Here is a 23,848-nt window from a genome sequence, read left to right on the forward strand (position 1 = left end):
ATCAGAAGCCCGAATCCGTCGGCCGCGGATAATGGCGCAGGAACTTGCGCACGTGGTTCAGCCCGACGATCCGTGCGTAGCGGCGCGCCCAGCTGCCGTCTGCGGGATAGGTCCACGGATTGCGCACCCCGCGCCGGGCGACGGTGCGCACCCAGCGCTTCAGCGCCGGATCGCGCAGGTAGCGCATCAGCAGCGGCATCGGGACCAGGGAGTAGAGGATCTCGTCGAACTCGGTGACCGGTTCGAGAAGGCGGTGCTCGATCGCGTCGGCCACCACGAAGCGGGACACGTTCGCCCCCGCACTGGAGACGTAGAAGTTGTTGCGCCCGATGCGCGGGTTCACCTCGAAGAACTTCCAGGTCCCGTCGCGGGGATCGCGCTTCACGTCGAAGTTCGCGTAGCCCCGGTAGCCCGTCGCCTCGAGCAGACGGCGCGCCTGGTCGAGGGCGTCGTCGAAGGGGAGGGTGATCATCGCGGCGGGTCGGCCCAGCGCGTCGGGCGTGTGCTCGCCCAGCAGCACCCGGGCCGAGCACAGGAGCGTCACCCGCCCGGCGGCATCGGTGTAGGCGGTGATCGAGCCCTCGGCGGTGTCGTCGCCGGGGATCAGCTCCTGGACGACGAGGCGACCGGCGTACCCGGCCGCAGCGATCGCCCGCACCAGATCGTCCAGCTCCTGCGGGGTCTCGAGGAACCACACCTTCTTCTTGCCCTCGAAGCGCACCCCGGCCATGTCCGCGGTGCGGGCCGCCTTCATCACCACGGGGAAGGGCAGCTCGGTGCGCGGGGGCTGCCAGTCCGCGTCCCGGGGCGTCCCCAGATCGATGACCTCCGTGCGCGGGGTCGCCACCCCGTGATCGGTGCACAGCCGGGCGAACTCCGCCTTGTCCGAGAGGCGCTCGAGCACATCGGCCTCGAGGATCGGCATGACGAAGTGCGGCTCCAGCTGCTCGCGATGATCGCTCATCAGCTGCACCAGGGAATCAGCATTGGCCAGCAGCAGCTGGGGCCGCACCCCGCCGCGCTCGCGCGCGAGCTCGACGGCGGCGGCGACCAGGTCCTCGTCGCTCGCGGAGCCTCCGAGCTCGATGACCTCGCAGGTGACCGAGCGGCGCATCGGCTCGATGCCCACCTTCGTGAGCACCGTCGCCACCACGCCGTACTCCTCGTGGAAGGCGCGGGCGAGGGTGTAGACGCCGAGCCCGGACCCCAGCAGGACCAGGTCGAAGCTCTCCGAGCTCGACGACGGCCCGAGGTCGGACGCGGTGGGACGGGGAGAGGGCGTCTCAGGTGCTGACATATCGACCATCCTAATGGCGAGAACCACCCCCGGAGGCCGACGCCGACCGTGTCGGCGCCGGCTCTGCGTCAGCGCGTCAGGCGCATCCAGAGGGCGCTGTCCGCGGCGACCTGCTCCGCACCGTCAGGGCCGGTGGGAACCGAGCGCAGCAGCACCTCGTAGCCCTGGTCATCGGTGACCTCGGCCAGCGGGACCGGGGCGGACGTCGTGTTGACGACGACCCGGAGATCACCGCGATCGAGGACCAGCACCCCGTCGGGCGCCGTCTGCGCGAAGACCACGCCGGCGGCCTCGCTCTGGACCCCCAGCTGCAGCTTCCGGCGCAGGTGCAGCGCCGAGCGGTACATCTCCAGCACGGAGCCATCCACCCCGAGCTGCTGGTCGACCGCGAGCGGACCGAACTCCGCGGGCTGCGGAAGCCAGCTCTCGCCGGTCGAGGAGAACCCGTAGGCCGGGGCATCCTGGACCCACGGCAGTGGCACGCGGCAGCCGTCGCGACCGGGCACACCGGCACGCAGATGCGCGGGGTCCTCGCGCAGCTCATCGGGGATGTCGCTCACCTCCGGCAGCCCCAGCTCCTCGCCCTGGTACAGGTAGGCGGAACCGGGGAGGGAGAGCATGAGCAGGGTCGCGGCACGGGCTCGACGCAGTCCCAGCTCGGCATCGGGCACCTCATCGCGGGCCAGGCCCTCGCCGAAGCGGTGGTCCGGGGCGAAGCCGTAGCGGGAGGCGTGGCGGATCACGTCGTGGTTCGAGAGCACCCAGGTGGTGGGTGAGCCCACCGCATCGGCGAGGGCGAGTGGCTTCTCGATCGCGGCGCGCATCGTCTCCACGCCCCAGCGGGCCTGGAGGAAGCCGAAGTTGAAGGACTGGTGCGCCTTCTCGTCGCCGATGTACAGCGGCAGGCGGTGCTCCGGGATCCACGCCTCGAGCACCATCATCCGGTCACCCTCGTAGGAGTCGAGGATCGGGCGCCACTCGCGGTAGATGTCCAGCACGCCGTCGTTGTCGAAGTAGACGGGCACCTCGCCCTCGGGGATGTCGATCAGACCTTCGGCATTCACGGTCGCGTCCGGCAGGCCCTCGGGCTTGACCATGCCGTGGGCGACGTCCACCCGGAAGCCGTCGGCCCCGCGGTCCAGCCAGAACCGCAGCACGTCCTGCATGAGCTCGTGCACGCGCGGGTTCTTCCAGTTCCAGTCGGGCTGGCTGGTGTCGAAGATGTGCAGGTACCACTGGCCGGGTGTGCCGTCCGCCTCGGTGATCCGGGTCCAGGCGGGGCCGTGGAAGATCGAGGTCCAGTTGTTCGGGGGCAGCTCGCCGCTTACGCCCCGGCCCTCGGCGAACATGTACAGGTCCCGTTCGGGGGAGCCGGGGGCGGCGGCCAGCGCCTCCTGGAAGAGCACGTGCTCGCTCGAGGAGTGGTTGGGCACGATGTCGACGATGACCTTCAGGCCCAGCTCATGGGCGCGGGCCATCATCTCGTCGGCGTCGGCCAGGGAACCGAAGCGGGGGTCGACGTCGGTGTAGTCGGCGACGTCGTAGCCGCCGTCGTGCTGCGGGGAGGTGTAGAAGGGCGAGAGCCAGATCGCATCGACGCCGAGGTCGCGCAGGTAGGGGAGGTGCGCGGTGACTCCGGGGAGGTCGCCCATGCCGTCGCCGTCCGCGTCGGCGAAGGAGCGGGGATACACCTGGTAGACGACGGCGTCGCGCCACCACTGGGCGGTCACCGCCTTACCGGTCGAGGAGGTGGTCGCGCTGGGGGCGGAGGTCGAGATCGGGGAGGTCATGCAGGTCCTTCCGAGGGTGGTGTACGGGTGCTTCGGGCTGCCGTGCCCCGTGTGGGCGCTGCGGAGGCAGGCGCTCCGAGGTGGGGTGCGGCGGGGTTCAGGGGCAGTCAGTGCCAGGGGCGGCGAGGTTCAGGGGCAGTCAGTGCCAGGGGTGATGGACGTCAGAGGCGGCGCGGGCGATCTTTACCAGCGTCGCACCGGCACCCGTGGCAGAGAAAATCAGGGAGCGTCCCAGCAGACGGGCGCGGGCGCCGCCTTCGTGGTGGAGCGTCTCGGCAGGGCAGACAGCATCAGCCGGTCCGGCAGCGTGAGCCGGTCCAGCAGTGCCAGCCGGTCCAGCTGCGTGAGCCGGTCCGGCAGCGCCAGCAGGTCCGACGGAGCCGGCAGAGCCAGCAGGATCGACCGGCACGCCCGGGAGAGCGGCGAGGTCGAGCGTGAGCTCCGCATGGGCGTCCCGCGCGAGATGCACGATCACATCCCCCTCCGGGTGGGTCCGGGCGAAGATCAGGGCGTCGGTGCCGATGTGCAACCAGCGCAGGCCACCGCGGCGCAGGGCCGCCTCACGCCGGCGCAGACCCAGCAGGGCGCGGGTCGCCGCGAGGATCGCGAGGTCGACGCGCTCGCTGTCGGCCCCGCCCTCACCGTCGGCCCCGCCCTCACCGTCGGCCCCGCTCTCACCGTCGGTCTCGTCGATCGCGGGCCACGGCATCGGCGTGCGGGAATGCTCGCCGGTGGTGCCGACGGCCCCCAGCTCGTCCCCGGCGAAGAGGGTCGGGACCCCGGGCAGGGACGCGAGGGCGGCGATCGCCGTGAGCTGTCGGCCCCGGGAGCCGACGACCGTGCGGGTGCGCGGCGTGTCGTGGCTCGAGAGCTGGTTCTGGGAATGGCTGCGCGCTTCCCAGGACAGCTGCGCGTTGTAGTCGCGCAGGGTGCGGGAGATGGCGGTGCCGCTCAGGCGAGGCAGCGTCATGGGCAGGCCGAGCCAGTTGAGCTCGCTGCCCGGGTTGGCGAGCCACGCCCACAGGGGGCGGGTGAAGCCCGCGTAGTTCATGGTGCCGTGCCAGCCGTCGCCCGCGAGATCGCCGGTGGCGTCGTGGCCGTGCTCGGCGATCAGCCAGGTGTCCCGGCCGGTCACGGCGGCGACCTCGCGCTGGGTGGAGCGGATCTCCCGCGCCACCTCGTGGGTGAGGTCCACCTCTCCGTGGCGGCCGGTCATGTTCGCCACGTCGATCCGCCAGCCGTCGGCGAGGACGGGGCCGGCGAGGTATCTGCCGACGACGCTGCGCGCCCCGCGGGTGAGCCGCTCGCGGAGCACCTCGCTGCGCTGGTCGAGCTTGGGCAGGGTCGGTACGTCGAGCCAGCAGGCGTACTGCTCAGGGTGCTCGTCGAAGAGGTAGAAGCCGGCTTCGGGGGAGTCCGGATCGGCCTGGGCGGCGCGGAACCATTCGTGGGTGTCGCCGGTGTGGTTCGTGGTCAGGTCCAGCACGAGTCGCATCCCGCGGCCATGGAGCGCCGCGGAGAGCCGGACCAGGGCCTCGTCCCCGCCCAGCAGCGGATCCACGGCGTCGAAGGTCGAGGCGTCGTAGCGGTGCACCGACCCCGCCGGGAACACGGGGGTGAGATAGACGGTGTCCGCGCCGAGGGAGGCGATGTGGTCCAGCCGGTCGATCACCCCGTCGAGGTCGCCGCCGTAGAACTGCTGCCCGGTGACGACTCCCTGCACCGCGGGCTCGTCCTCCCAGGCCATCGGGATCGCCCACTCCGGGAGGTGCTCCGGAGCAGGACGGCCGTGACCATCCACCGGCATCGCGGCGCTGCGGGAGAAGCGATCGGGGAAGACTTGGTAGACGATCGCATCGTCCACCCAGCCCGGGGCGGTCTCCTGGGCGACGAGCCGGAAGTCGGTCGCGTCGGACACGTCCCAGGGCACCAGCCCGGCCGCGGTGAGCCAGGCATAGGAGGGGGCGGGAGCGCCCGACGCGGTGACGGCGCCGTCCGCGGCGAGCACGCAGAAGCGATAGACCACCACGGGGTTGACGACCCTCAGCGTCGTCTCCCACCAGGCGCCGGTCGCCTCCCGCGCGGCAAGGGAGAGCTGCGCGGTGCGGATCTCCCCGTCGGCCACCGTGCGCAGAGCGAGGTCGGCGACCGGATAGGAGTCCGGCACCCACACCCGCAGCAGGATCTCGTCCCCGATCCGGCGGGGCCGGACCGGGACGTGGAGCGGTCCGCCGTCGTGGTGGGGCTGCTCGGGCAGCGGCACCCCGGAGTCGTCGGGGCCGACGGAACCTGCGGGGCCGACGGACGCTGCGGGGCCGACGGACCCGGCGGGATCAGGGTGGCGAGGGGACGTCATGGAGAGGGGATCACCCCTTCACGGCGCCGGCGGTGGAGCCGCCGACGATGTAGCGCTGGAGGAACTGGTACAGGATGATCACCGGGATCATGATCATCACGGACCCGGCGGCGAAGACGCCCAGGTTGTTCGACCGGTCCCCCTGGAGCAGGCCGTACAGGCCCACCGCGAGCGTCTTCTTGTCGTCGGCGGTCAGGAAGATCGAGCCGAGCAGGAACTCGCTGAGCACACCCACCAGGGCGAGCAGCACGGTGGTGGCGAGGATCGGGGTGAGCGTGGGCAGCAGGATCTTCGTGAAGACCTGCCAGTGGCTGCAGCCGTCGATGATCGCGGCCTCGTCGAGCTCCTTGGGCACGGTGTCGAAGAAACCCTTGATCAGCCAGACCTGTCCCAGCGAGCCGCCGAGGAGCACCACGATGTAGCCCGGAAGGGAGTTCAGCCCCAGGACAGGGACGACCTGCCCGAGGTCCGAGATCATCGTGTACACGGCGATCATCGCGAGGATGGCCGGGAACATCATTACCAGCAGCAGGGACAGCAGACCGATCCGACGGCCCGCGAAGCGGAAGCGGCTGAACACATAGGCCGCGAGCGTGGACAGGAACACCTGGGTCACGGCGACCACGCCGCACACGACGAGGGTGTTGAGGTACCACTGCAGGAACGGGCCGCGGGATCCGCTGATCAGCGCCTCGTAGTGGACCAGGCTGAACGCCTTGGGCAGCAGCCCCGAGGAGGACACGGTCCCCAGCGGGTTCAGCGAGGCGGAGACCACGAACAGGATCGGGAAGACGGCGAAGGCCATGGCCGCGAGGCCGATCAGATGGCGCCAGCCGATCTCGGCCATCCATCGGCGGGGGGACATCCGGCGCGGGACGGCGACAGAGGTGCCGGGCGCGACGGGGAGGCGGGGTGTGGTGGAGGTGCTCATCGCAGGTCCCCTCTCAGTTGACGTCTTCGAGGACGTTGGTGAACCGGAACTGGATCGCCGCGAGCACGCCGGTGAGCGCGAACAGGGCGACGGAGACCGCCGAGGCGAAGCCGAAGTCGGCCCCGGATCCGCCGAAGGCGATGCGGTAGATCATCGAGATCAGGATGTCGGTCCCGCCACGGGTGTACTCACCCGGGAGGAACGGCCCGCCCTCGGTGAGCAGCTGGATGGCGTTGAAGTTGTTGAAGTTGAAGGCGAAGGACGCCACCAGCAGCGGGGCCACCGCGACCATGAGCAGCGGGGTCACCACCTTCAGCGTGGTCTGCAGCCGGCTGGCGCCGTCCATGCGGGCGGCCTCGGTGACGTCGTTCGGGATCGCCTGCAGGGCACCGGTGGAGACGATGAACATGTAGGGGAAGCCCATCCACAGGTTCGTCAGCAGCACGGCGGCCTTGGCGAGGGTGGGGTCGCCCATCCAGTCCAGGTGCAGTCCCAGCGTCTCGTTGATCAGGCCGAAGTCGCGGTTGTAGAAGTTCGACCACACCAGCAGGGAGATGAATCCGGGGACCGCGTAGGGCATCAGCAGCACGGAGCGGTAGAGGCGGCGTCCGCGCATCCGCTCGTCGTTGAGCACCAGGGCGAGGGCGAAGCCCACCACGAAAGTCAGCAGCACCGACCCGAGGGCGAAGATCAGGGTCCATACGAAGGCGGCGCCGAACTGCTTCGCGATGCCGGCGTTGGTGAACAGTCGCTCGTAGTTGCTTCCCCCGACGTTCTGCAGCCAGGACTGGCTGAAGGCACGCTTGCCGTCCGCATCGACGAAGTACTCGGAGTCCCCGACCTTCCCGACGGTGAACTCCTCATCGGTCTGGGAGTTGGTGAGGGTGTCGGTGGACTCGTCGTAACTGAGCACCGTGGTGCCCTCGAAGGCCTGGTTCGCGCCCTGGACGCGCACCGCGGAGGTGTCCGAGATGGGGACGGCGAGGGCCTGCAGCGCGTCATAGGCGGTGTTCACCTCGCGCGCGTCGAGGATCGTGTAGCCCGCGGCCTCGGTGACGAAGCCGGAGGCCACCGTGACCGCATCGGCCGGGATCTCCTGCACCGGCGCGGTCTCGTCGCCCCGATAGATCGCGCCCGTCTCGGGATCCACGAGGAAGAGGGTGAAGGGTCCCTCGACGGGGTCTCCCTGGGTGGCGACAGCCAGGTTGTACCAGGTGGAGTCCTCCGTCTGCTGCACGGAGTTCGCGACGATCGAGTCGACCGCCTGCTCCTTCGAGCCGCGCGTGCCGTCACCGAAGTTGGTGAAGGAGTACCCGATCGTGAGGATGATCGGGGCGATCAGGAAGACCACGAGGAAGAAGGTGCCCGGGAAGAGGTACTTGCCGGGGACGAAGCGCTTCGTCGAGTACAGGATGAAGATCGCGATCGCGGCCAGGACCATGACGGTCAGCCACATCCACTGCTTCAGCTCGATCATGAGCGGCACGGTGAAGGCGGCCACGGCGAGCACGGCACCGAGGAACAGCACACGCACCAGGACCGCGGGGATCGTGGTGGTGCGCTCTCGATGCGCAGGCGCGTGGGTGGAGGACATGGCGACGCTGCCTTTCGGGGATCAGGGCGGGAGTGGGGGCCGGAACGGGTTCGGGCAGGGTGCGGGCGGGGCGCGGCGCGTGGGCACCGACCCCGCCCGACGGTCTCGGGATCAGCCGCGGGATCAGCCGCTGATCTGGCTGGTGATCTCCTCACCCGCGGAGACCATCGTGGACTCCGGATCCGCGCCGCCGACGATGTTCGCCTGCGCCTGGCCCAGCGGCTGCCAGATGGCGGCCATCTCCGGGATGGCGGGCATCGGATCGCCGTCGGCGGCGAGCTCCGCGATCTTCACGATCTCGGGGAAGTCCTCGGCGAGCTTCTTCTGCAGCTCGAGGTTCACCGGCGGCAGCTCGTTCTTGGGGAACATCTGCTCGACGATGTCCGGGGAGGAGGCCACCGCGGTGGCGAACTGCTGCGCGAACGCCGGGTTCTTGCCGCCGGCGGCGACGTAGAAGGCGTTGACACCGGCGAAGGGGACCGCCGGATCCAGGCCCTCGAAGCCGGGGACGGCGCTCATCGCATAGTCGAACTCCGCGGTGCGGATGTCCTCGAGCGCCCAGGGCCCGGAGACCAGGTAGGCCGCCTTGCCGTCGGTGAACAGCGAGATCGCGTTATCGCCGGTGATCGAGGTGGAGAGCACGCCGCTCTCGCCGAGCTCCTTGAGCTTCTCGCCGGCGGTGATCGAGCCCTCCTGGCCCACGCCCACGTCGGAGGGGTCGAGGCTGCCCTCGGAGTCCTTGCCGAAGAGGTAGCCGCCCGCCGAGGTGTAGAACGCCTCCATGTGGTAGGCATCGCCCTGCTCGCCGACGGGGAGCGCGAGCACATTGTCGGCGCCGCCGGCCGTGGCCGCTTCGACCATCTCCTCGACGGTCTTCGGCTCGGGAGCATCGGTCAGCGCCTTGTTGGCGAACAGCACCAGGGTCTCCACCGCGTAGGGCACGCCGTAGGTCTGGCCGTCGTAGGTCACGGCCTCGATCCCGATGGGGGCGATGTCCTCGGCCGCGCTGCCCGGCAGCTGCACGGGGGAGATGGAGCCGTTCTGCACCAGGTTCCCGATCCAGTCGTGGGCTGCGACGATCATGTCGGGGCCGTTGCCCGCCTGGTCCGCGGTGACGAAGTTGCCCTGCAGGTCGTCGGCGACGATCTGCACCGCGACGGTGAGGTCGTTGGCCTTGCCCCATGCGGCGGCGGGCTCCTCCAGGGAGACGGCCTTCTCCTCGTCGGTCCAGATCACGAGGTCGGCGTCGGCGCGAGCAGGGGCCGCGCCCTCCTCGGCGCCACCGGCATCCGAGGCACCACCGGCGTCGTTGGCGCCGCCTCCGGCGGTCTCGTCCCCGCCGCCGCATGCGGCGAGCAGGGTGGTGCCGGCGGCGATGCCGCTGAGGGCGAGGAAACTCTGTCGACGGATCTGCACGTCTTCTCCTTTGAATCGTGGAGCGACCGGCGTTCGATGGCGGTGCTCGATGGGGCCACAGTAGAGCGGGAAGCCCGCTGTATGCAAGAATACGCAAGAACTTGCAGGTATCGATTCGGCCACGGCCGACGGCACCGACCTCGCCCACCCTCTGAAAGGATGCGTGGCATGACACGACTTATCGACATCGCCCGGAGTGCCGGGGTCAGCGAGGCGACGGTCTCCCGCGTGCTCAACGGCAAGGCTGGGGTCAACGAGGCCACGCGCAGCACGGTCCTGGAGGCTGCGCGGCAGCTGGGCCGCGATCTGGGTCCACGGGCGCTCTCCTCGGGCCCCCTGGTCGGCGTGCTCGTCCCGGACCTCGACAACCAGGTGTTCGCCGCCTGGGCGGAGCGGCTCGAGGCAGAGCTGTTCGAACGCGGGGCGTCCACTCTGGTGGGCCTGCGGGCCCGCACCGTGGAACGAGAGCGAGAGATCTTGCAGAGGTTCTTGCACAGCGGTGTCGACGCGATCATCGTCGTCTCCGGGCATCATGCGCAGCAGCGCGGCCCGATCGAGCACTATCGCGAGATCACGGCGACCGGTACTCCGCTCGTGCTCATCAACGGGGTGCGGGACGATCTCGATGCCGCGTTCCTCTCCACGGACGACGAGCACGCGATGCGGCTGACCCTCACCCATCTGCAGGACCTCGGGCACCATCGCATAGGCCTCGCCGTGGGCGATGAGCACACGTGGCCGGTGCGGTCCAAGCTCGGTGTCTTCGAGGAGGTCGCCGCCGCGTCCCTCGAGGGGGAGTGGCCGGTCTCCTTCACCGACTTCTCCTACGCCGGCGGGTACGAGGCCGCGCGCGACCTCATCTCCCACGACGTCACCGCCATCGTCTGCGGGTCCGACGTGATGGCCGCCGGGGCGCTCGAGGGTGTGCGCTCGCAGGATCTGTCCGTCCCGGAGGACATCTCCATCGTCGGCTACGACGACGTGTTCTGGGCAGGACTCACGGATCCGCCCCTGACCACCGTGCGCCAGGCGGTGGACTCCATCGCCCGCGCCGCGGTGCGCGCTGCGCTCGGCGGTGGTGAGGAGTCCCGTCGGCCCGCGCGGACCGAGGTCGTCGTGCGGCCCCAGCTGATCGTGCGTGGGTCCACCGCGGCCGCGCCGGACGGCTCTGCGGTCTGAGAGCCGTGCAGGCCGCTAGCATGGAGGGGTGAACGATGAGAGCCTCGCCCCCAGCAGCTATGACACCTCCCAGCGCCGCAGCGACGCGCTCTGGTCCAGGATCGAGAAGGATCCCTCGGGTCTGCGCATGCTCACGGGCGACCGTCCCACCGGGGCCCTGCACATCGGCCACTACTTCGGCTCGCTGCGCAACCGCGTGCGCCTGCAGGATGCCGGGATCGAGTCCTGGGTCCTGGTCGCCGACTACCAGGTGATCACCGATCGCGACGTCGTGGGCGACATCAAAGGCTCCGTGCGCGAGCTGCTGACCGACTACCTCGCCATCGGCCTGGACCCGGAGCGCTCGACGTTCTTCGCGCATTCCGCCGTGCCCGCCCTGAACCAGCTGATGCTGCCGTTCCTGTCGCTGGTCACCCAGCCGGAGCTAGAGCGCAACCCCACCGTGAAGGCGGAGCTCGCCGCGGCCGGCAAATCCGCCATGGGCGGCCTGCTGCTGACCTACCCCGTCCACCAGGCCGCGGACATCCTGTTCTGCGGCGGCAACGTGGTGCCCGTGGGTCGTGACCAGCTGCCCCACATCGAGCAGACCCGCGTCATCGCCCGGCGCTTCAACGAGCGCTACGCGGGCGGCGAGCAGGTCTTCACCGAGCCCGACGCCCTGCTCTCCGAGTCGCCCACGATCCTGGGCCTGGACGGCGAGCACAAGATGAGCAAGTCCCGCGGGAACACCGTGATGCTGCGGATGGACGAGGCCGAGACCGTCAAGAAGATCAAGAAGGCCAAGACGGACTCCGAGCGCGTGATCACCTACGATCCCGAGAACCGCCCGGAGGTCGCGAACCTCCTGACCATCGCCTCGCAGTGCGTGGGGCGCACCCCGGAGGAGCTCGCCGAGGAGATCGGCGACAAGGGGTCCGGCACCCTCAAGATCATGACCGCCGACGTGCTCAACGAGCACCTCGCGCCGATCCGTGCCCGCCGCCGCGAGCTCGAGCAGGACCCCGGGCACCTCTTCTCCGTGCTCCGCGCCGGCAACGAGCGGGCCAACGAGGTCGCCGAGAAGACCCTCGCCCGCGTGCGCGAGGTCATGGGGATGGTGTACTGAGCGCCTGATCGGCAGGCCGAGAGGCCGGCAGATCGCACGCGCCAGCACCAGCCGGACCAGCTCAGGGCCCGCTGGAACAGCTCAGAAGCGGCTCGAGCTGCCCGCTCCGGAGAAGCCGCCCGAGCTCGCCGAGTAGCCCGAGGTGCTGCCGCCGGAGCTCGACGGGTTCCGGTGGGCCTCCAGGTCGCTGTCGGCCTCCTTATGCCAGGTGGAGTACCACAGCAACGGGCTGAGGTGCCAGAAGGTGTCTGAGCTGCGGGAGATGTCGGAGGCCGCCGCGGCATCCAACGCGTGGCGGCGTCCTCGCACGGAGCGGTAGCCCTGGTCCTCGTGCGCCAGGTCGGCGTCCCAGGAGGCATCCCGCATCACCTCTGCCTCGTCGTCGTCGGCGGCGAGATGCGAGATCCGCAGGCGCTGCAGCGTGGCGACTCCCGCGGACAGCTCCGTGGTGAGGGTGTCCAGGCGGCGCAGGGCGCTGTCGGGATCGATCTGATCCGCCTCGAGCTGCGTGGTCAGCGTCTGCATCTCCTGGGCGACGTCCCCGCCCATCTCGCGCAGGTCGGCCGCGGCGGCGGCCTCCTCGGGCGATACGTCCTCCCCGTCCTCCAGGGCGGAGTCGATCGAGTCGATCGAGTCCTGCAACGGGGCCAGCTCACGCTCCCAGGCCCCACGCCAGTCGCCGAGGCGGTGGAGCAGATCATTGGTGCCGATGATGTCGTCGTCGATGTCGTCGAGGTAGATCACGACCTTCTCGAAATCCCGGGCCAGCATGCGCTCGGGGCCCTTCAGGCCCCATGCCCAGCTGCGCTCCTGCGACGTCGGGAGCCGCGTGCGCAGCTGCGTCGCCTCGTCGATCTTCTCCCGGTACGTCTCGTGGTCGGCGAGCGCCGCCTGCGCGTAGACGGAGTCGGCGGGGAGCGTGCGCGCCGCCGCGTCGGTCAGGCGACGCGTGGCCAGGACGTCCTTGAGGCGGGGGAGGGACTCGTCGACGCGTCGTCGTGCCGCGCGGCGCAGGCCGACGAACGACAGGGCGGTGAGGGCGGCTCCGCCCAGGGCGACGAGGCCGGCCACAAGCGTCGCAGGGTGCTGCCACCAGGGGCGATCCAGCAGGTCGGCGTACTTGTCGGCCCCGGCCTGGAGGGAGCCCTCGAAGTCGCCGTCGGCCGCGTCATCACGCATCGCGTCCTGCACGGCCTCGAAGCCGTCGTCGTCGAGCTTCACATCCTCCCCGGCATAGGTGCCCACGAAACGGTTCTCGGGATCCAGCGCGATGATCACCGTGCCGTCGGCCCAGTGGTCGCCGTCCGGCTCGAGCAGCTCGGGCGCGGCGTCCCGCGCGTGGGCGAGCACGGCGTCGTTCAGCGCCGTGTCCTGGGATTCCTCGAAGCCGTAGTCCGTGACGTCGAGGACCAGCACCGCGAGATCCACCTCGCGGCGGAAGTCGACCTCTGCGAGCCGGCCCTCGAGGATCTCGGGATCCACGTGGCCCGTGGTGTCGGTGTCGGTCACGGAGACCGAGCGCGGGGCCTCGGCGAGCGCCGGGGCGGGGAGCAGCACGAGCAGCGACAGCAGCGCGACGAGGGCGAGGGCGGTGAGCGATCTCAGCGGCGATGTCGAACGGTCCGGCGGGGCGGCGACAGGGACGGCGGTCGAGAAAGGCATGGGGCGAGACTAGAGGGGGCGAGCTGGCGAGCTCGTCGACCTTGGTCGATGCGCGCGTGTCGGAAGGGTGGCACCCTGGGAGGGTCAGAGCCGGCAGGGTGCCGGAGGAGTCGAGGGCACCAGCGCGCCGGCGCGGTCGATCCGGGTCGTCCGGAAGCCCGGGCGCAGATCGATGATGGTCGTCCCGGCATGGCGACCACCTGCCCGGTTATGATCAGTCCAAGCGCACCTTTGGGTCACGTCGTGCGTGACCCGTCCATCGAGGAGGAACACATGGCTGTCTACGAGAACGTCTCCGAACTGATCGGCGGCACGCCGCTGGTGAAGCTCAATCACCTGGGCGACGACGTGAAGGCCACCGTGCTGGCCAAGCTCGAGTTCTACAACCCCGCCAACTCGGTCAAGGACCGCATCGGCGCGGCCATGATCGATGCCGCTGAGAAGTCCGGCGAGCTCCAGGCCGGCGGCACCATCGTCGAGGCCACGAGCGGCAACACCGGCATCGCGCTCGCGATGGTCGGCAGCTCCCGCGGCTACAAGGTCATCCTCACGATGCCCGAGTCGATGTCCAAGGAGCGGCGCATGCTGCTGCGCGCCTTCGGCGCCGAGCTGGTGCTCACCGAGGCGGCCAAGGGCATGAAGGGCGCCGTGGAGAAGGCCGAGGAGATCGCTGCCGAGAACGGCGCGGTCCAGGTCAAGCAGTTCGACAACCCCGCGAACCTCGAGGTGCACCGTCGCACCACCGCCGAGGAGATCTGGACGGACACCGAGGGCTCGGTCGACGCCCTGGTCTCCGGCATCGGCACCGGTGGCACCATCTCCGGTGTGGGCCAGGTCCTCAAGGAGCGCAAGGGCGAGGTGAAGATCTTCGCTGTCGAGCCGCAGGAATCCGCGATCCTCAACGGCGGCGCCCCCGGCCCCCACAAGATCCAGGGCCTCGGTGCGAACTTCGTGCCCAGCGTTCTGGACCGCGAGGTCTACGACGAGGTCGTCGACATCGACGCCGAGACCTCGATGGAGCGTGCCCGCGACGTGGCCCGCACCGAAGGCCTCCTGGTCGGCATCTCCTCCGGTGCCGCGATCGAGGCCGCCGCTCGCATCGGCGCCCGCGAGGAGTTCGCCGGGAAGACCATCGTGGTGATCGTGCCCGACTTCGGCGAGCGCTACCTCTCCACCCCGCTGTTCGCCGAGTACGCGGATTGAGCACCTCGGAACGACGCGGCGCGCGTCCGGAGCAGGGCTCGTCGCGAGGGGTGAAGCCCGTGTCGCGAGGCCTGACGGACCGTGTGATGGGCGCCGTCGCGACCGTCCGGGAGGACGTCGCGGCGGCGCGCCGCCGTGACCCCGCGGCGACCGACGACCTCTCGGTGGTGCTCACCTCCCCGGGGCTGCACGCGATCTGGACCTATCGCGTGGCGAACCGGCTCTGGGAACGAGGTGCGCGGCTGCCCGCCCGCATCATCGCGCAGGGTGCCCGATCGGTCACCGGGGTGGAGATCCATCCGGGGGCGACCATCGGCCGCCGCTTCTTCATCGACCACGGCATGGGCGTCGTCATCGGCGAGACCTCCGAGGTCGGCGACGACGTGATGCTCTACCACGGGGTCACGCTCGGAGGGCGCTCCATGGAGCGCACCAAGCGTCACCCCACTGTCGAGGACGGCGTGACGATCGGCGCCGGGGCCCGCGTGATCGGCCCGGTCGTGATCGGACAGGGCGCCCAGATCGGGGCCAATGCCGTCGTGGTGCGGGACGTCCCGGACGGGGCAACGGCCGTCGGCGTCCCGGCGAAGGTGCGCACCGGTGCCGCCCACCCCGAGCACCAGGTCGATCCCGCGATCTGGATCTGAGCCGACTGCCGGATCAGCTCTGCTGCCGGATCAGAACGGGTCGAGGAACGAGCTCCGCCCGACCTGGTTCAGCGTGCGCTCCCAGTCCGGGAGCACCTCATGGGCGTCCTCGGCGATGATGTGATCGAAGATCGCCCGCAGGGACGGATCGGGCGGCGGGTCGATGTCGATCAGCACGGTCGTGGCCCCATGGGCCTTCGCCGTCGGAGCGAGCTGGGCGGCGGGGAAGACCACGCCGCTGGTCCCGACGGCCACGAACAGATCGGCTCGTCGGGCCAGTCGTACCGCGAGCTCGAGCGCGTCGGCCGGCAGGTTCTCGTCGAACAGCACCACATCGGGGCGCGTCGGCTCGCCGCAGTCCGGGCAGGCCGCCGGGATCCCATGATCCTCCGCGCGGCTCCCGGCTCCAGGCTCGACGGGGGCCCGCCACCGGCACTCCGGACCCAGGCACACGGCCTGCAGGGCGCTCCCGTGCAGCTCGGCGACGATCTCGCTGCCGGCCGCCTGGTGGAGCCCGTCGATGTTCTGCGTGATCACCGGGGCGCCGAGTCGCGCGATCGCCCGGTGCCCCGGGGTCGGGCCATGTTCCAGGGCGATCCGCGCCATGCGCCCCCAGACGGACCACAGCATCGGGAGGGAGCCGGGCAGCAGCTCGGCATGCATCGCCTGCTCCGTCTCCGGCTCCATCGCCCAGAGCCCGTCCGGGCCGCGGAAGGTGCCGAGGCCGGTGCGGGCGCTGAGCCCGGAGCCGGTGAGGAACACGATCTTCCCGTGCTCCTCACCGGGGCAGAAGCGGGCGTGGCCGCCCGCCGTCACCACTCCTCGTGCTCCCGCGAGTCCCAGGCGGCCTCCTCGCCGAGGTCCAGCGTGGCGAGCAGCTCCCGGTCGGCGTCGTCGAGCGCGACGTGGTCCAGGGAGGCGTTGTCGAGCTGGCGCTGCGGGTCGCCGGACTTGGGGATCACGACGATGCCCTGGTCGATGGTCCAGCGCAGGGTCACCTGGCTGGTGGTGGCGCCGTGCTTGTCGGCCACCTTGCGCAGCGCGTACTGGGCGCTCAGCCCGTCGCGACCGCCGAGCGGGCCCCACGCCTCGGTGACGATCCCGTGCTCGCGGTGGAAGGCGATCGCGTCGTGGCGCTGCAGAGCAGGGGAGAGCTGGATCTGGTTGACCTCGGGCCACACGCCGGTGGCGTCGACGAGCTCCTGGATCTGCTCGGGACGGAAGTTCGAGACGCCGATGTGCAGCGCCTTCCCCTGCTCCTTGAGGTCGATCAGGGTGCGCCAGGTGTCCAGCGCGAGGCCGCGGGAGGGGTTGGGCCAGTGGATCAGCACGAGTGCGGCACGCTCGAGGCCGAGCCGACGCAGGGACTCCAGGTAACCGGTGCGGGCCGCCTCGCGTCCCTGGTCGTCACCGGCGATCTTCGTGGTCACCAGGACCTCGTCGACGTCGACGCCGCTGCGGCGCACCGCCTCGCCCACGGCGGTCTCGTTGCCGTACTGGGCGGCGGTGTCCAGCAGACGGTAGCCGGCACGGATCGCGGTCGCGATGGCCTCGGCGCCGTCGGGGCCCTTCAGACCACCGGTGCCGAAGCCGATCAGCGGGAAGGCCGTGCCGTCGGCGAGCGACGTGCTGGGAAGGGAGAGCGTGGTCATGGAGACCTCCTGCAGGAACGGAAGCGGACACCACCAGCGTAGTCACCCTCGGGCCGACGCGTGCGAAGGGGTCTGTTAACGTGCTTCCACCTGACGTCTCGACGAGGAGAGTCCGCATGACCGATACGTCGCCCCGGTATCTCGGAGTGCACGATGAGATCTCTCCGCTGCGGAGGGTGATCGTGCACCGACCGGGACTCGAGCTGGAACGGCTCACCCCGGACAGCCGGGAGGATCTCCTCTTCGACGAGGTGCTCTGGCGTGACCGGGCTGAGGCGCAGCACTCGGAGTTCACCGCCCTGCTCACCGGCGAGGGTGTCGAGGTGCTCGAGCTGACCCACCTGCTGACCGACCTGCTCGAGGACGCCGACGTCCGCTCCCGATTGCTGGACCGCGCGCTGGACCCCGCGGCGCTGGGCGACATCGCCGCGCAGGACCTCCGCGAGGCGATCGCCGACCTCCCGGCGACCCAGCTGGTCGATGTGATGATCGCCGGGATCACCGTCTCCGAGCTCCGCCGGCTCGGGGTCGCGCCCCGGTCGATCTCCCTGCAGCATGTGCCGGGGGAGCACCTCGTGCTCGACCCCCTGCCCAACCATCTCTTCACCCGCGACTCCTCCGCCTGGATCGGCGACGTCGTCTCGGTGAGCCCCATGCGGCGATCCGCTCGACGGCGCGAGAGCCTGCACCTCGAGGCGATCTACCGGTATCACCCCGCGTTCGCCGGGAGCTCCGCGCCACGTCAGATCCTGGGGCCGGGCGCGGGTGGGGCGGCCACCGTCGAGGGCGGGGACGTGATGCTCCTGTCGCCGCGCGTGCTCGCCGTGGGGCTGTCCGAGCGCACCACCGCGGTGGGCGTCGAGCGTCTGGCCGCGGATCTTCTCGCAGACGGCACGGTGGACACGGTGATCGCCATCGCGCTTCCGCACCAGCGCTCGATGATGCACCTGGACACCGTGACCACGGTCGTCGACCAGGAATCGATGCTGAGGTACGGGCCCCTGGGGTCGCTCGAGACCTTCGAGATCCAGCGGCGCGGCGGGCGCCTGGTGTCGCGGGCGCGCGCGGCCGGGGAGATGGACGAGGTGCTCGCGCGCGGGCTCGGCGTCGAGTCGCTGCGCGTGCTGAGCGCACCTCTGGATGCCTATGCGGCGGCGCGCGAGCAGTGGGATGACGGCTGCAACGTGCTGGCGATCGCGCCGGGGAAGGTCATCGCCTATGAGCGGGCCGCCGCGACCAATGAGTATCTGCGGGCCCAGGGCATCGAGGTGCTCGAGTTCACCGGGGACGAGCTGGGTCGCGGCCGTGGCGGTCCGCGATGCATGAGCTGTCCGGTCGCCCGCGGCTGATCGGCCGGCGGGCGGGTCGCGGCCCGAGCTGATCGGCTGGAGCGACGGGCGGGCGCCAGCTGGTCGCGCTTCGGTCCGGTCGGCGCGGTGGGATTCAGCGCCGGGTGGGCGGCGGCGGGTCTGCTTCGGTCTGCAGCTCCAGCGCCTGCTCCGGCAGGGGATCGCGCAGCGAGCGCTCCAGCAGCAGCTGCTGGGAGCCGAACTCCTCGAGCCCCTTGCGCACGGTGAAGCCGAGCTTGCGCAGCAGGGCGACGCTGCGCTTGTTCCGGGTCTGGCTGATCGCGATCACGTGATCGTCCTCGAGGGCATGGCGCGCCCAGGAGAGCAGCGCGATGCAGGACTCCGCGGCGTATCCCTGCCCGGTCCATTCCGGGAGCAGGGCGTAGGAGAGCTCGAGCTCCCCGCGGTCGTAGTCCAGGGTGATCGACCCGATCATGGTGTCGTCCTCATGGCGGATGAGGGCCCAGCGGCCCCACGTGAGATCCAGCGGCGAGAGCTCCAGCGCCTGCCGCGACGCGTAGTCCACGGCACCGCCGAGGTACTCCCGGGTCACAGGATCGGTGAGCAGACGGATCACCGCCTCGCGGTCGCCGTCGCCCGGCGGGCGGATCATCAGCCGAGGGCTGGGGATCCGGACCGGCCATTCGCTCGTGCCTTCCTTCGTCACGGGTCCACCGTACAAGGTCCGGGTGCTGCGTCCTTCGTTTTCCTGGCCAGTTGCACGGGGTTTCCGTGCAGATGTCCGCGGGTGCCACGAGGCGCGGGGAGCAACGGTATGGTGACTTCTGCGGCACGCCGAGGTGACGCACCCTGTCGGCTCACGAGCACGTGCCGTGTGACGCAGCCGGGCGGTGATCCCGCCCCGTGACGAGAAGGAGCATGATGGTCGAGCAGGCTCTGCGCAGCACCACGCTGGAGACGGTCCACGAGTCGCTCGGAGCGACGTTCACCGATTTCGCGGGCTGGCGCATGCCGGTCCGCTACGACTCGGATCTCGCCGAGCACGCGGCGGTCCGGGAGCGTGCGGGGCTCTTCGATCTCAGCCACATGGGCGAGATCCATCTGCGCGGCCCGCAGGCGGCCGACGCCCTCGACCATGCGCTCGCCGGGAAGCTGTCGGCGATGTCCGTCGGACGCGCGAAGTACTCGCTGCTGCTGACGCAGGACGGCGGCGTGATCGACGACGTCATCACCTATCGCCTGGCCGAGGACCACTTCATCGTGGTCGCCAACGCCTCCAACGCGGAGGTCGACGCCCAGGAGCTCACGACGCGTGCCGCCGGCTTCGACGCGGAGGTCGACGACGCCTCGGACCGCACCGCCCTGATCGCCGTGCAGGGCCCGGCCAGCGAGGAGATCCTGCTGCGCGCCCTGACCACCGGTGACAGCGGTGTCGAGGGCATCGGCGCCGAGGATCTCCGGGAGATGAAGAACTACCGCTTCGCCGAGGGCACCTACCGCGGGGAGCAGCTGCTGATCGCCCGCACCGGCTACACCGGGGAGGACGGCTTCGAGCTGTACGTCCCCGACGAGCTCGCCGCAGTCCTGTGGGAGCAGCTGACCGTTGCCGGCGGCGAGGACCTCACCCCATGCGGCCTCGCCTGCCGCGACACCCTGCGCCTCGAGGCCGGGATGCCGCTGTACGGCCACGAGCTCGGCCGGGATCTGTACCCCGCCCAGTCGGGCATGGCACGGGTCGTGGCCCTGACGTCCAAGGGAGATTTCGTCGGCCGCGCCGGCATCGAGGCGGCGGACCTGTCCGATCGACCCGTCCTGGTGGGCCTGGTGGCCGAGGGGCGACGTGCCGCCCGCAGCGGCGCCCAGGTGCGCGATGCCGAGGGGCGCGAGGTCGGGGCCATCACCTCCGGGGTGCTCTCGCCGACCCTCGGCCACCCCATCGCCATGGCCTTCGTGTGCCCGACCGTCACCGAGGTGGGCACCGAGCTGATCGCTGATGTGCGCGGCAAGGACCTCCCGGTGCGCGTCGTCGCCCTGCCGTTCTACTCCCGCGCCTGACCTCAGCGTCGACCCTCGCCTGAATCCGGTCCCCGACCGGTCGCTCCAGAGTTTTCCCGTCAGACAGTTCTCTCGCTCGGCAGTTTTTCCGCTCGAGAGCTCTCCCGTTCGATCCCCTTTGTTTCTCCTGGAAGGACCATCCTCATGACCGCAGAACTCCTCTACAGCAAGGACCACGAGTGGGTCCGCGTCGAGTCCGACGGCGTGGCCGTCGTCGGCGTGACCGACTACGCCGCCGAGCAGCTCGGCGATGTTGTCTACGTCGATCTGCCCGAGTCCGGCGCCGACATCACCGCCGGCACCGAGATGGGCGAGATCGAATCCACCAAATCGGTCTCGGACCTGTTCTCCCCGCTCGACGGCACCGTCACCGAGGTCAACCAAGCCGTGGTCGATGCGCCCGAGCTCGTGAACTCCTCGCCTTTCGACGAGGGCTGGCTGGTCAAGGTGAGCTTCACCGCGCTGCCCGAGGATCTGCTCAGCGCCGAGGACTACACGGCCTTCACCCAGTCCTGACCGGCACAGAGGCGGCCGCGCCCTGTGCACGGTCGTCTTCACCGTACGGCCCACGCACCCACCGAGAACCGCGATACCCCAGGGGCACCTCTTCATGACCGCTTCGCCCGTGCATGCGCACGACTCCTTCGTCCGCCGCCATGTCGGCACCGATCCCGATGCGCAGCGCCGCATGCTCGAGGTCCTCGGCTACGAGACCGTGGACGAGATGCTGACCGCCGCCGTGCCCAGCACGATCCTGCTGGACCCGGAAGGGCAGGACGCAGCCTCCGCCGTGCCGTCGGGGATCACCGAGACCGCTGCGCTGGCCGAGCTGCAGGCGCTCGCCGATCGCAACACGGTGCGGCGCTCCCTGATCGGCCTGGGCTACCACGGCACCCACACGCCCGCGGTGATCCAGCGCAACGTGCTGGAGAACCCGGCCTGGTACACCGCCTACACGCCGTACCAGCCGGAGATCTCCCAGGGCCGGCTCGAGGCGCTGCTGACCTTCCAGACGATGATCTGCGACCTCACCGGGATGGACGTCTCCAACGCGTCGACCCTGGACGAGGCCAGCTCCGCGGCCGAGGCGCTCATGCTCGCCCGCCGCACCGCCAAGCGCAACGGGAACGTGTTCCTGGTGGACGCCGACGCGCTGCCCGCCACGAAGGCCGTGCTGCGCGGCCGCGCCGACGGGCTCGGCATCGAGCTGCGCGAGGTGGACTTCGCCCTCGACGGCGCCCCCGAGGGAGACTACTTCGGAGCCTTCATCCAGTACCCCGGAGCCTCCGGGCGGGTCTGGGACCCCCGGGATGTCATCGCCGAGGTGAAGTCCACCAAGGCCGTCGCGATCGTCTCCGCTGATCTGCTGGCGCTCACGATGCTCGCCTCGCCGGGCTCCCTCGGGGCCGACGTCACCGTGGGCAGCTCCCAGCGCTTCGGCATCCCGCTCGGATTCGGCGGACCGCACGCGGGCTTCGTCGCCGTGCGCAAGGGCCTCGAGCGCCAGCTGCCCGGCCGACTCGTGGGGGTCTCCGTCGACGCCGAGGGCAACCCCGCCTACCGGCTCTCGCTGCAGACCCGCGAGCAGCACATCCGTCGCGAGAAGGCCACCAGCTCGATCACCACCGCCCAGGTGCTGCTCGCCGTGATGGCCGCCATGTACGCCGTCTACCACGGTCCCGAAGGACTTACCCGGATCGGTCGCCAGGTCGCCGATCGCACCGCGACCCTCGCCGCCCATCTCGTGGCCAGCGGCTTCGAGCTCGTCGGGGACTCCTTCTTCGACACCCTCGAGGTGCGCGCGACGGGCCTGGCCCAGGACATCGCCGGCGCGGCAGCCGACGCCGGGTTCCTCCTCCACAATGTGGGCGATGACCTCGTGCACCTCTCCCTGGACGAGACCATCACGTCGGCCGATCTGCAGGCGATCGCCGCCGTGTTCGCGCCCTTCGCCCAGAATCCCGGCCAGGAGCTGGCCGAGACCGCCTCGGGCGGAGCCTGGGGAGGGCTGGTGCGCGAGGATCCCTTCCTCGAGCACCCGGTGTTCTCCTCCTTCCGGTCCGAGACCGCGATGATGCGCTACCTGCGCCGTCTCGCGGACCGTGACTTCGCCCTGGACCGCGGGATGATCCCGCTGGGCTCGTGCACCATGAAGCTCAACTCCGCCACCGAGATGGCGGGCATCACCTGGGCGGGCTTCAACGCGATCCATCCCTTCGCCCCGCGTGAGGACGTCGGGGGCTATCTCGAGCTGATCACCCAGCTGGAGACCTGGCTGACGGACCTCACCGGCTACGACACCGTCTCCCTGCAGCCCAACGCCGGCTCGCAGGGCGAGTTCGCGGGCCTGCTCGCGATCCGCGCCTATCACGCCTCCCGCGGAGAGGGCGGCCGCGAGGTGTGCCTGGTGCCGAGCTCCGCGCACGGCACCAATGCCGCCAGCGCCGTCAACGCCGGCCTGCGCGTGGTGGTCGTCGCCTCGGACTCCCGCGGCAACATCGACCTCGATGACCTCAAGCAGAAGATCAAGGACCACGGCGACGAGCTCGCCGCGATCATGATCACCTACCCGTCCACGCACGGCGTGTACGAGGAGGAGGTGCGCACGGTCTGCGAGCTCGTGCACGACGCCGGCGGCCAGGTCTACGTCGACGGGGCGAACCTCAACGCCCTGCTGCAGGTCGCCCGCCCCGGCGAGTTCGGCGGCGACGTCTCCCACCTGAACCTGCACAAGACGTTCTGCATCCCCCACGGCGGCGGCGGCCCGGGCGTGGGCCCGGTCGCGGCCCGCGCCCACCTGGCCCCGTTCCTGCCCGGACACCCGGCCATGCAGAAGCCGGAGCACCCGGTGGCCGGTCACGGGGATCAGGTCCACGGCGGCGCCCCGGTCTCGCAGGCCCCGTACGGCTCCCCGTCGATCCTGCCGATCACCTGGACCTACATCCGCCTGATGGGACCGGACGGGCTGCGCCATGCGACGGCGTCCGCGGTGCTCGCGGCCAACTACATGGCTCGCCGCCTCTCGGAGTCCTACGAGATCCTGTACACCGGGGAGAACGGGCTGGTCGCCCACGAGTGCATCGTGGACCTGCGCCCCTTCACCGCGCGCACCGGGATCACCGTGGACGACGTCGCCAAGCGGCTCGTCGACTACGGCTTCCATGCCCCGACCATGTCCTTCCCCGTCGCCGGGACGTTCATGGTGGAGCCGACGGAGTCCGAGGACCTCGCCGAGATCGACCGTTTCGTCGACGCGATGCTGATGATCGCGAAGGAGGGCGAGGAAGTGCTGGCCGGTACGTGGTCCGCCGAGGACAACCCGCTGGTCAACGCCCCGCACACCGCGGCATCCATCGCCGCGGGGGAGTGGACCCATCCTTACTCGCGCGAGGTCGCCGTCTACCCCGGCAGCTGGACCGCTCCGGAGGACCTCTCCACCCATGACAGCGCGCAGATGCGCATCCAGTCGAAGTACTGGCCGCCGGTGCGCCGCATCGACCAGGCCTACGGCGACCGCAACCTGGTGCCGACCTGGCCCCGTGGCGACGAGTGATCTGTTGATCTGCTGACGTGCCGGCCCGAGGGCTGGACGGTCTGCACGATGAACGGCTGTGACGCCCCGGTTTCCGACCGGGGCGTCACGTCTTCTAC

At 70.4% G+C, this 23,848-nt stretch carries 18 protein-coding genes; 8 read left to right on the plus strand and 10 right to left on the minus strand.

Going from position 1 to position 23,848, the window contains the following annotated elements; translation table 11 throughout:
- Window position 1 precedes the first annotated feature (1 nt).
- The 6 genes from INT49_RS15285 to INT49_RS15310 all read right to left on the minus strand — a co-directional run bounded on the left by INT49_RS15285 (window position 2) and on the right by INT49_RS15310 (window position 9,384).
- On the minus strand, window positions 2-1,297 hold the full coding sequence (locus INT49_RS15285; protein ID WP_226850667.1) for a carboxylate--amine ligase: 1,296 nt from the start codon (window positions 1,295-1,297) through the stop codon (window positions 2-4).
- Window positions 1,298-1,365: 68 nt separating this feature from the next.
- Window positions 1,366-3,087, minus strand: a complete 1,722-nt coding sequence (locus INT49_RS15290) for a glycoside hydrolase family 13 protein (protein ID WP_193118616.1) — start codon at window positions 3,085-3,087, stop codon at window positions 1,366-1,368.
- Window positions 3,088-3,226: 139 nt separating this feature from the next.
- The gene (locus INT49_RS15295) at window positions 3,227-5,443 is read right to left on the minus strand and encodes a glycoside hydrolase family 13 protein (RefSeq protein WP_193118617.1); all 2,217 of its coding nucleotides are present in this window, start codon (window positions 5,441-5,443) and stop codon (window positions 3,227-3,229) included.
- Window positions 5,444-5,453: 10 nt separating this feature from the next.
- Entirely contained in the window at window positions 5,454-6,374 is a 921-nt protein-coding gene (locus INT49_RS15300) for a sugar ABC transporter permease (RefSeq protein WP_193118618.1), read from the minus strand.
- 13 nt (window positions 6,375-6,387) lie between these two features.
- Entirely contained in the window at window positions 6,388-7,968 is a 1,581-nt protein-coding gene (locus INT49_RS15305; RefSeq protein WP_193118619.1) for an ABC transporter permease subunit, read from the minus strand.
- A gap of 123 nt (window positions 7,969-8,091) precedes the next feature.
- Window positions 8,092-9,384 (minus strand): sugar ABC transporter substrate-binding protein, encoded by a 1,293-nt coding sequence (locus INT49_RS15310; RefSeq protein WP_193118620.1) that lies wholly within the window; start codon window positions 9,382-9,384, stop codon window positions 8,092-8,094.
- A gap of 168 nt (window positions 9,385-9,552) precedes the next feature.
- On the opposite strand from INT49_RS15310, the gene INT49_RS15315 reads away from it, so the two are divergent.
- Complete coding sequence (locus tag INT49_RS15315; protein ID WP_193118621.1) at window positions 9,553-10,563, plus strand: LacI family DNA-binding transcriptional regulator; 1,011 nt, start codon at window positions 9,553-9,555, stop codon at window positions 10,561-10,563.
- Between the two features lie 28 nt (window positions 10,564-10,591).
- The gene (gene trpS / locus INT49_RS15320; protein WP_193118622.1) at window positions 10,592-11,668 is read left to right on the plus strand and encodes a tryptophan--tRNA ligase; all 1,077 of its coding nucleotides are present in this window, start codon (window positions 10,592-10,594) and stop codon (window positions 11,666-11,668) included.
- Window positions 11,669-11,749: 81 nt separating this feature from the next.
- Here trpS and INT49_RS15325 read toward each other — a convergent pair whose 3' ends face one another.
- Window positions 11,750-13,330, minus strand: a complete 1,581-nt coding sequence (locus tag INT49_RS15325) for a DUF5129 domain-containing protein (RefSeq protein WP_193118623.1) — start codon at window positions 13,328-13,330, stop codon at window positions 11,750-11,752.
- A gap of 273 nt (window positions 13,331-13,603) precedes the next feature.
- Here INT49_RS15325 and cysK point away from each other — a divergent pair, with 273 nt between their 5' ends.
- Together cysK and epsC are read left to right on the plus strand one after the other, a co-directional pair.
- Window positions 13,604-14,533 (plus strand): cysteine synthase A, encoded by a 930-nt coding sequence (cysK, locus tag INT49_RS15330; RefSeq protein ID WP_193118624.1) that lies wholly within the window; start codon window positions 13,604-13,606, stop codon window positions 14,531-14,533.
- An 86-nt stretch (window positions 14,534-14,619) separates the two neighbouring features.
- Complete coding sequence (epsC, locus tag INT49_RS15335) at window positions 14,620-15,180, plus strand: serine O-acetyltransferase EpsC (RefSeq protein WP_193118625.1); 561 nt, start codon at window positions 14,620-14,622, stop codon at window positions 15,178-15,180.
- Between the two features lie 30 nt (window positions 15,181-15,210).
- On the opposite strand, the gene INT49_RS15340 is transcribed toward epsC, so the two are convergent.
- On the minus strand, window positions 15,211-15,996 hold the full coding sequence (locus INT49_RS15340) for an SIR2 family NAD-dependent protein deacylase (protein ID WP_193118626.1): 786 nt from the start codon (window positions 15,994-15,996) through the stop codon (window positions 15,211-15,213).
- Entirely contained in the window at window positions 15,993-16,832 is an 840-nt protein-coding gene (locus INT49_RS15345) for an aldo/keto reductase (protein WP_193118627.1), read from the minus strand. The genes INT49_RS15340 and INT49_RS15345 overlap by 4 nt, the downstream gene beginning before the upstream one ends.
- A gap of 116 nt (window positions 16,833-16,948) precedes the next feature.
- Here INT49_RS15345 and INT49_RS15350 point away from each other — a divergent pair, with 116 nt between their 5' ends.
- Entirely contained in the window at window positions 16,949-18,181 is a 1,233-nt protein-coding gene (locus INT49_RS15350) for an arginine deiminase (RefSeq protein WP_193118628.1), read from the plus strand.
- A 94-nt stretch (window positions 18,182-18,275) separates the two neighbouring features.
- Here INT49_RS15350 and INT49_RS15355 read toward each other — a convergent pair whose 3' ends face one another.
- Window positions 18,276-18,848, minus strand: a complete 573-nt coding sequence (locus INT49_RS15355) for a GNAT family N-acetyltransferase (RefSeq protein ID WP_319021650.1) — start codon at window positions 18,846-18,848, stop codon at window positions 18,276-18,278.
- Window positions 18,849-19,063: 215 nt separating this feature from the next.
- On the opposite strand from INT49_RS15355, the gene gcvT reads away from it, so the two are divergent.
- The 3 genes from gcvT to gcvP all read left to right on the plus strand — a co-directional run bounded on the left by gcvT (window position 19,064) and on the right by gcvP (window position 23,750).
- Complete coding sequence (gene gcvT, locus INT49_RS15360; protein WP_193118652.1) at window positions 19,064-20,197, plus strand: glycine cleavage system aminomethyltransferase GcvT; 1,134 nt, start codon at window positions 19,064-19,066, stop codon at window positions 20,195-20,197.
- 144 nt (window positions 20,198-20,341) lie between these two features.
- Complete coding sequence (gene gcvH, locus INT49_RS15365; protein ID WP_193118629.1) at window positions 20,342-20,713, plus strand: glycine cleavage system protein GcvH; 372 nt, start codon at window positions 20,342-20,344, stop codon at window positions 20,711-20,713.
- A 94-nt stretch (window positions 20,714-20,807) separates the two neighbouring features.
- On the plus strand, window positions 20,808-23,750 hold the full coding sequence (gcvP, locus tag INT49_RS15370) for an aminomethyl-transferring glycine dehydrogenase (RefSeq protein ID WP_193118630.1): 2,943 nt from the start codon (window positions 20,808-20,810) through the stop codon (window positions 23,748-23,750).
- Window positions 23,751-23,848: the final 98 nt, after the last annotated feature.

The organism is Brachybacterium tyrofermentans (assembly GCF_014897585.1).
Taxonomy (GTDB): Bacteria; Actinomycetota; Actinomycetes; order Actinomycetales; family Dermabacteraceae; genus Brachybacterium; species Brachybacterium tyrofermentans.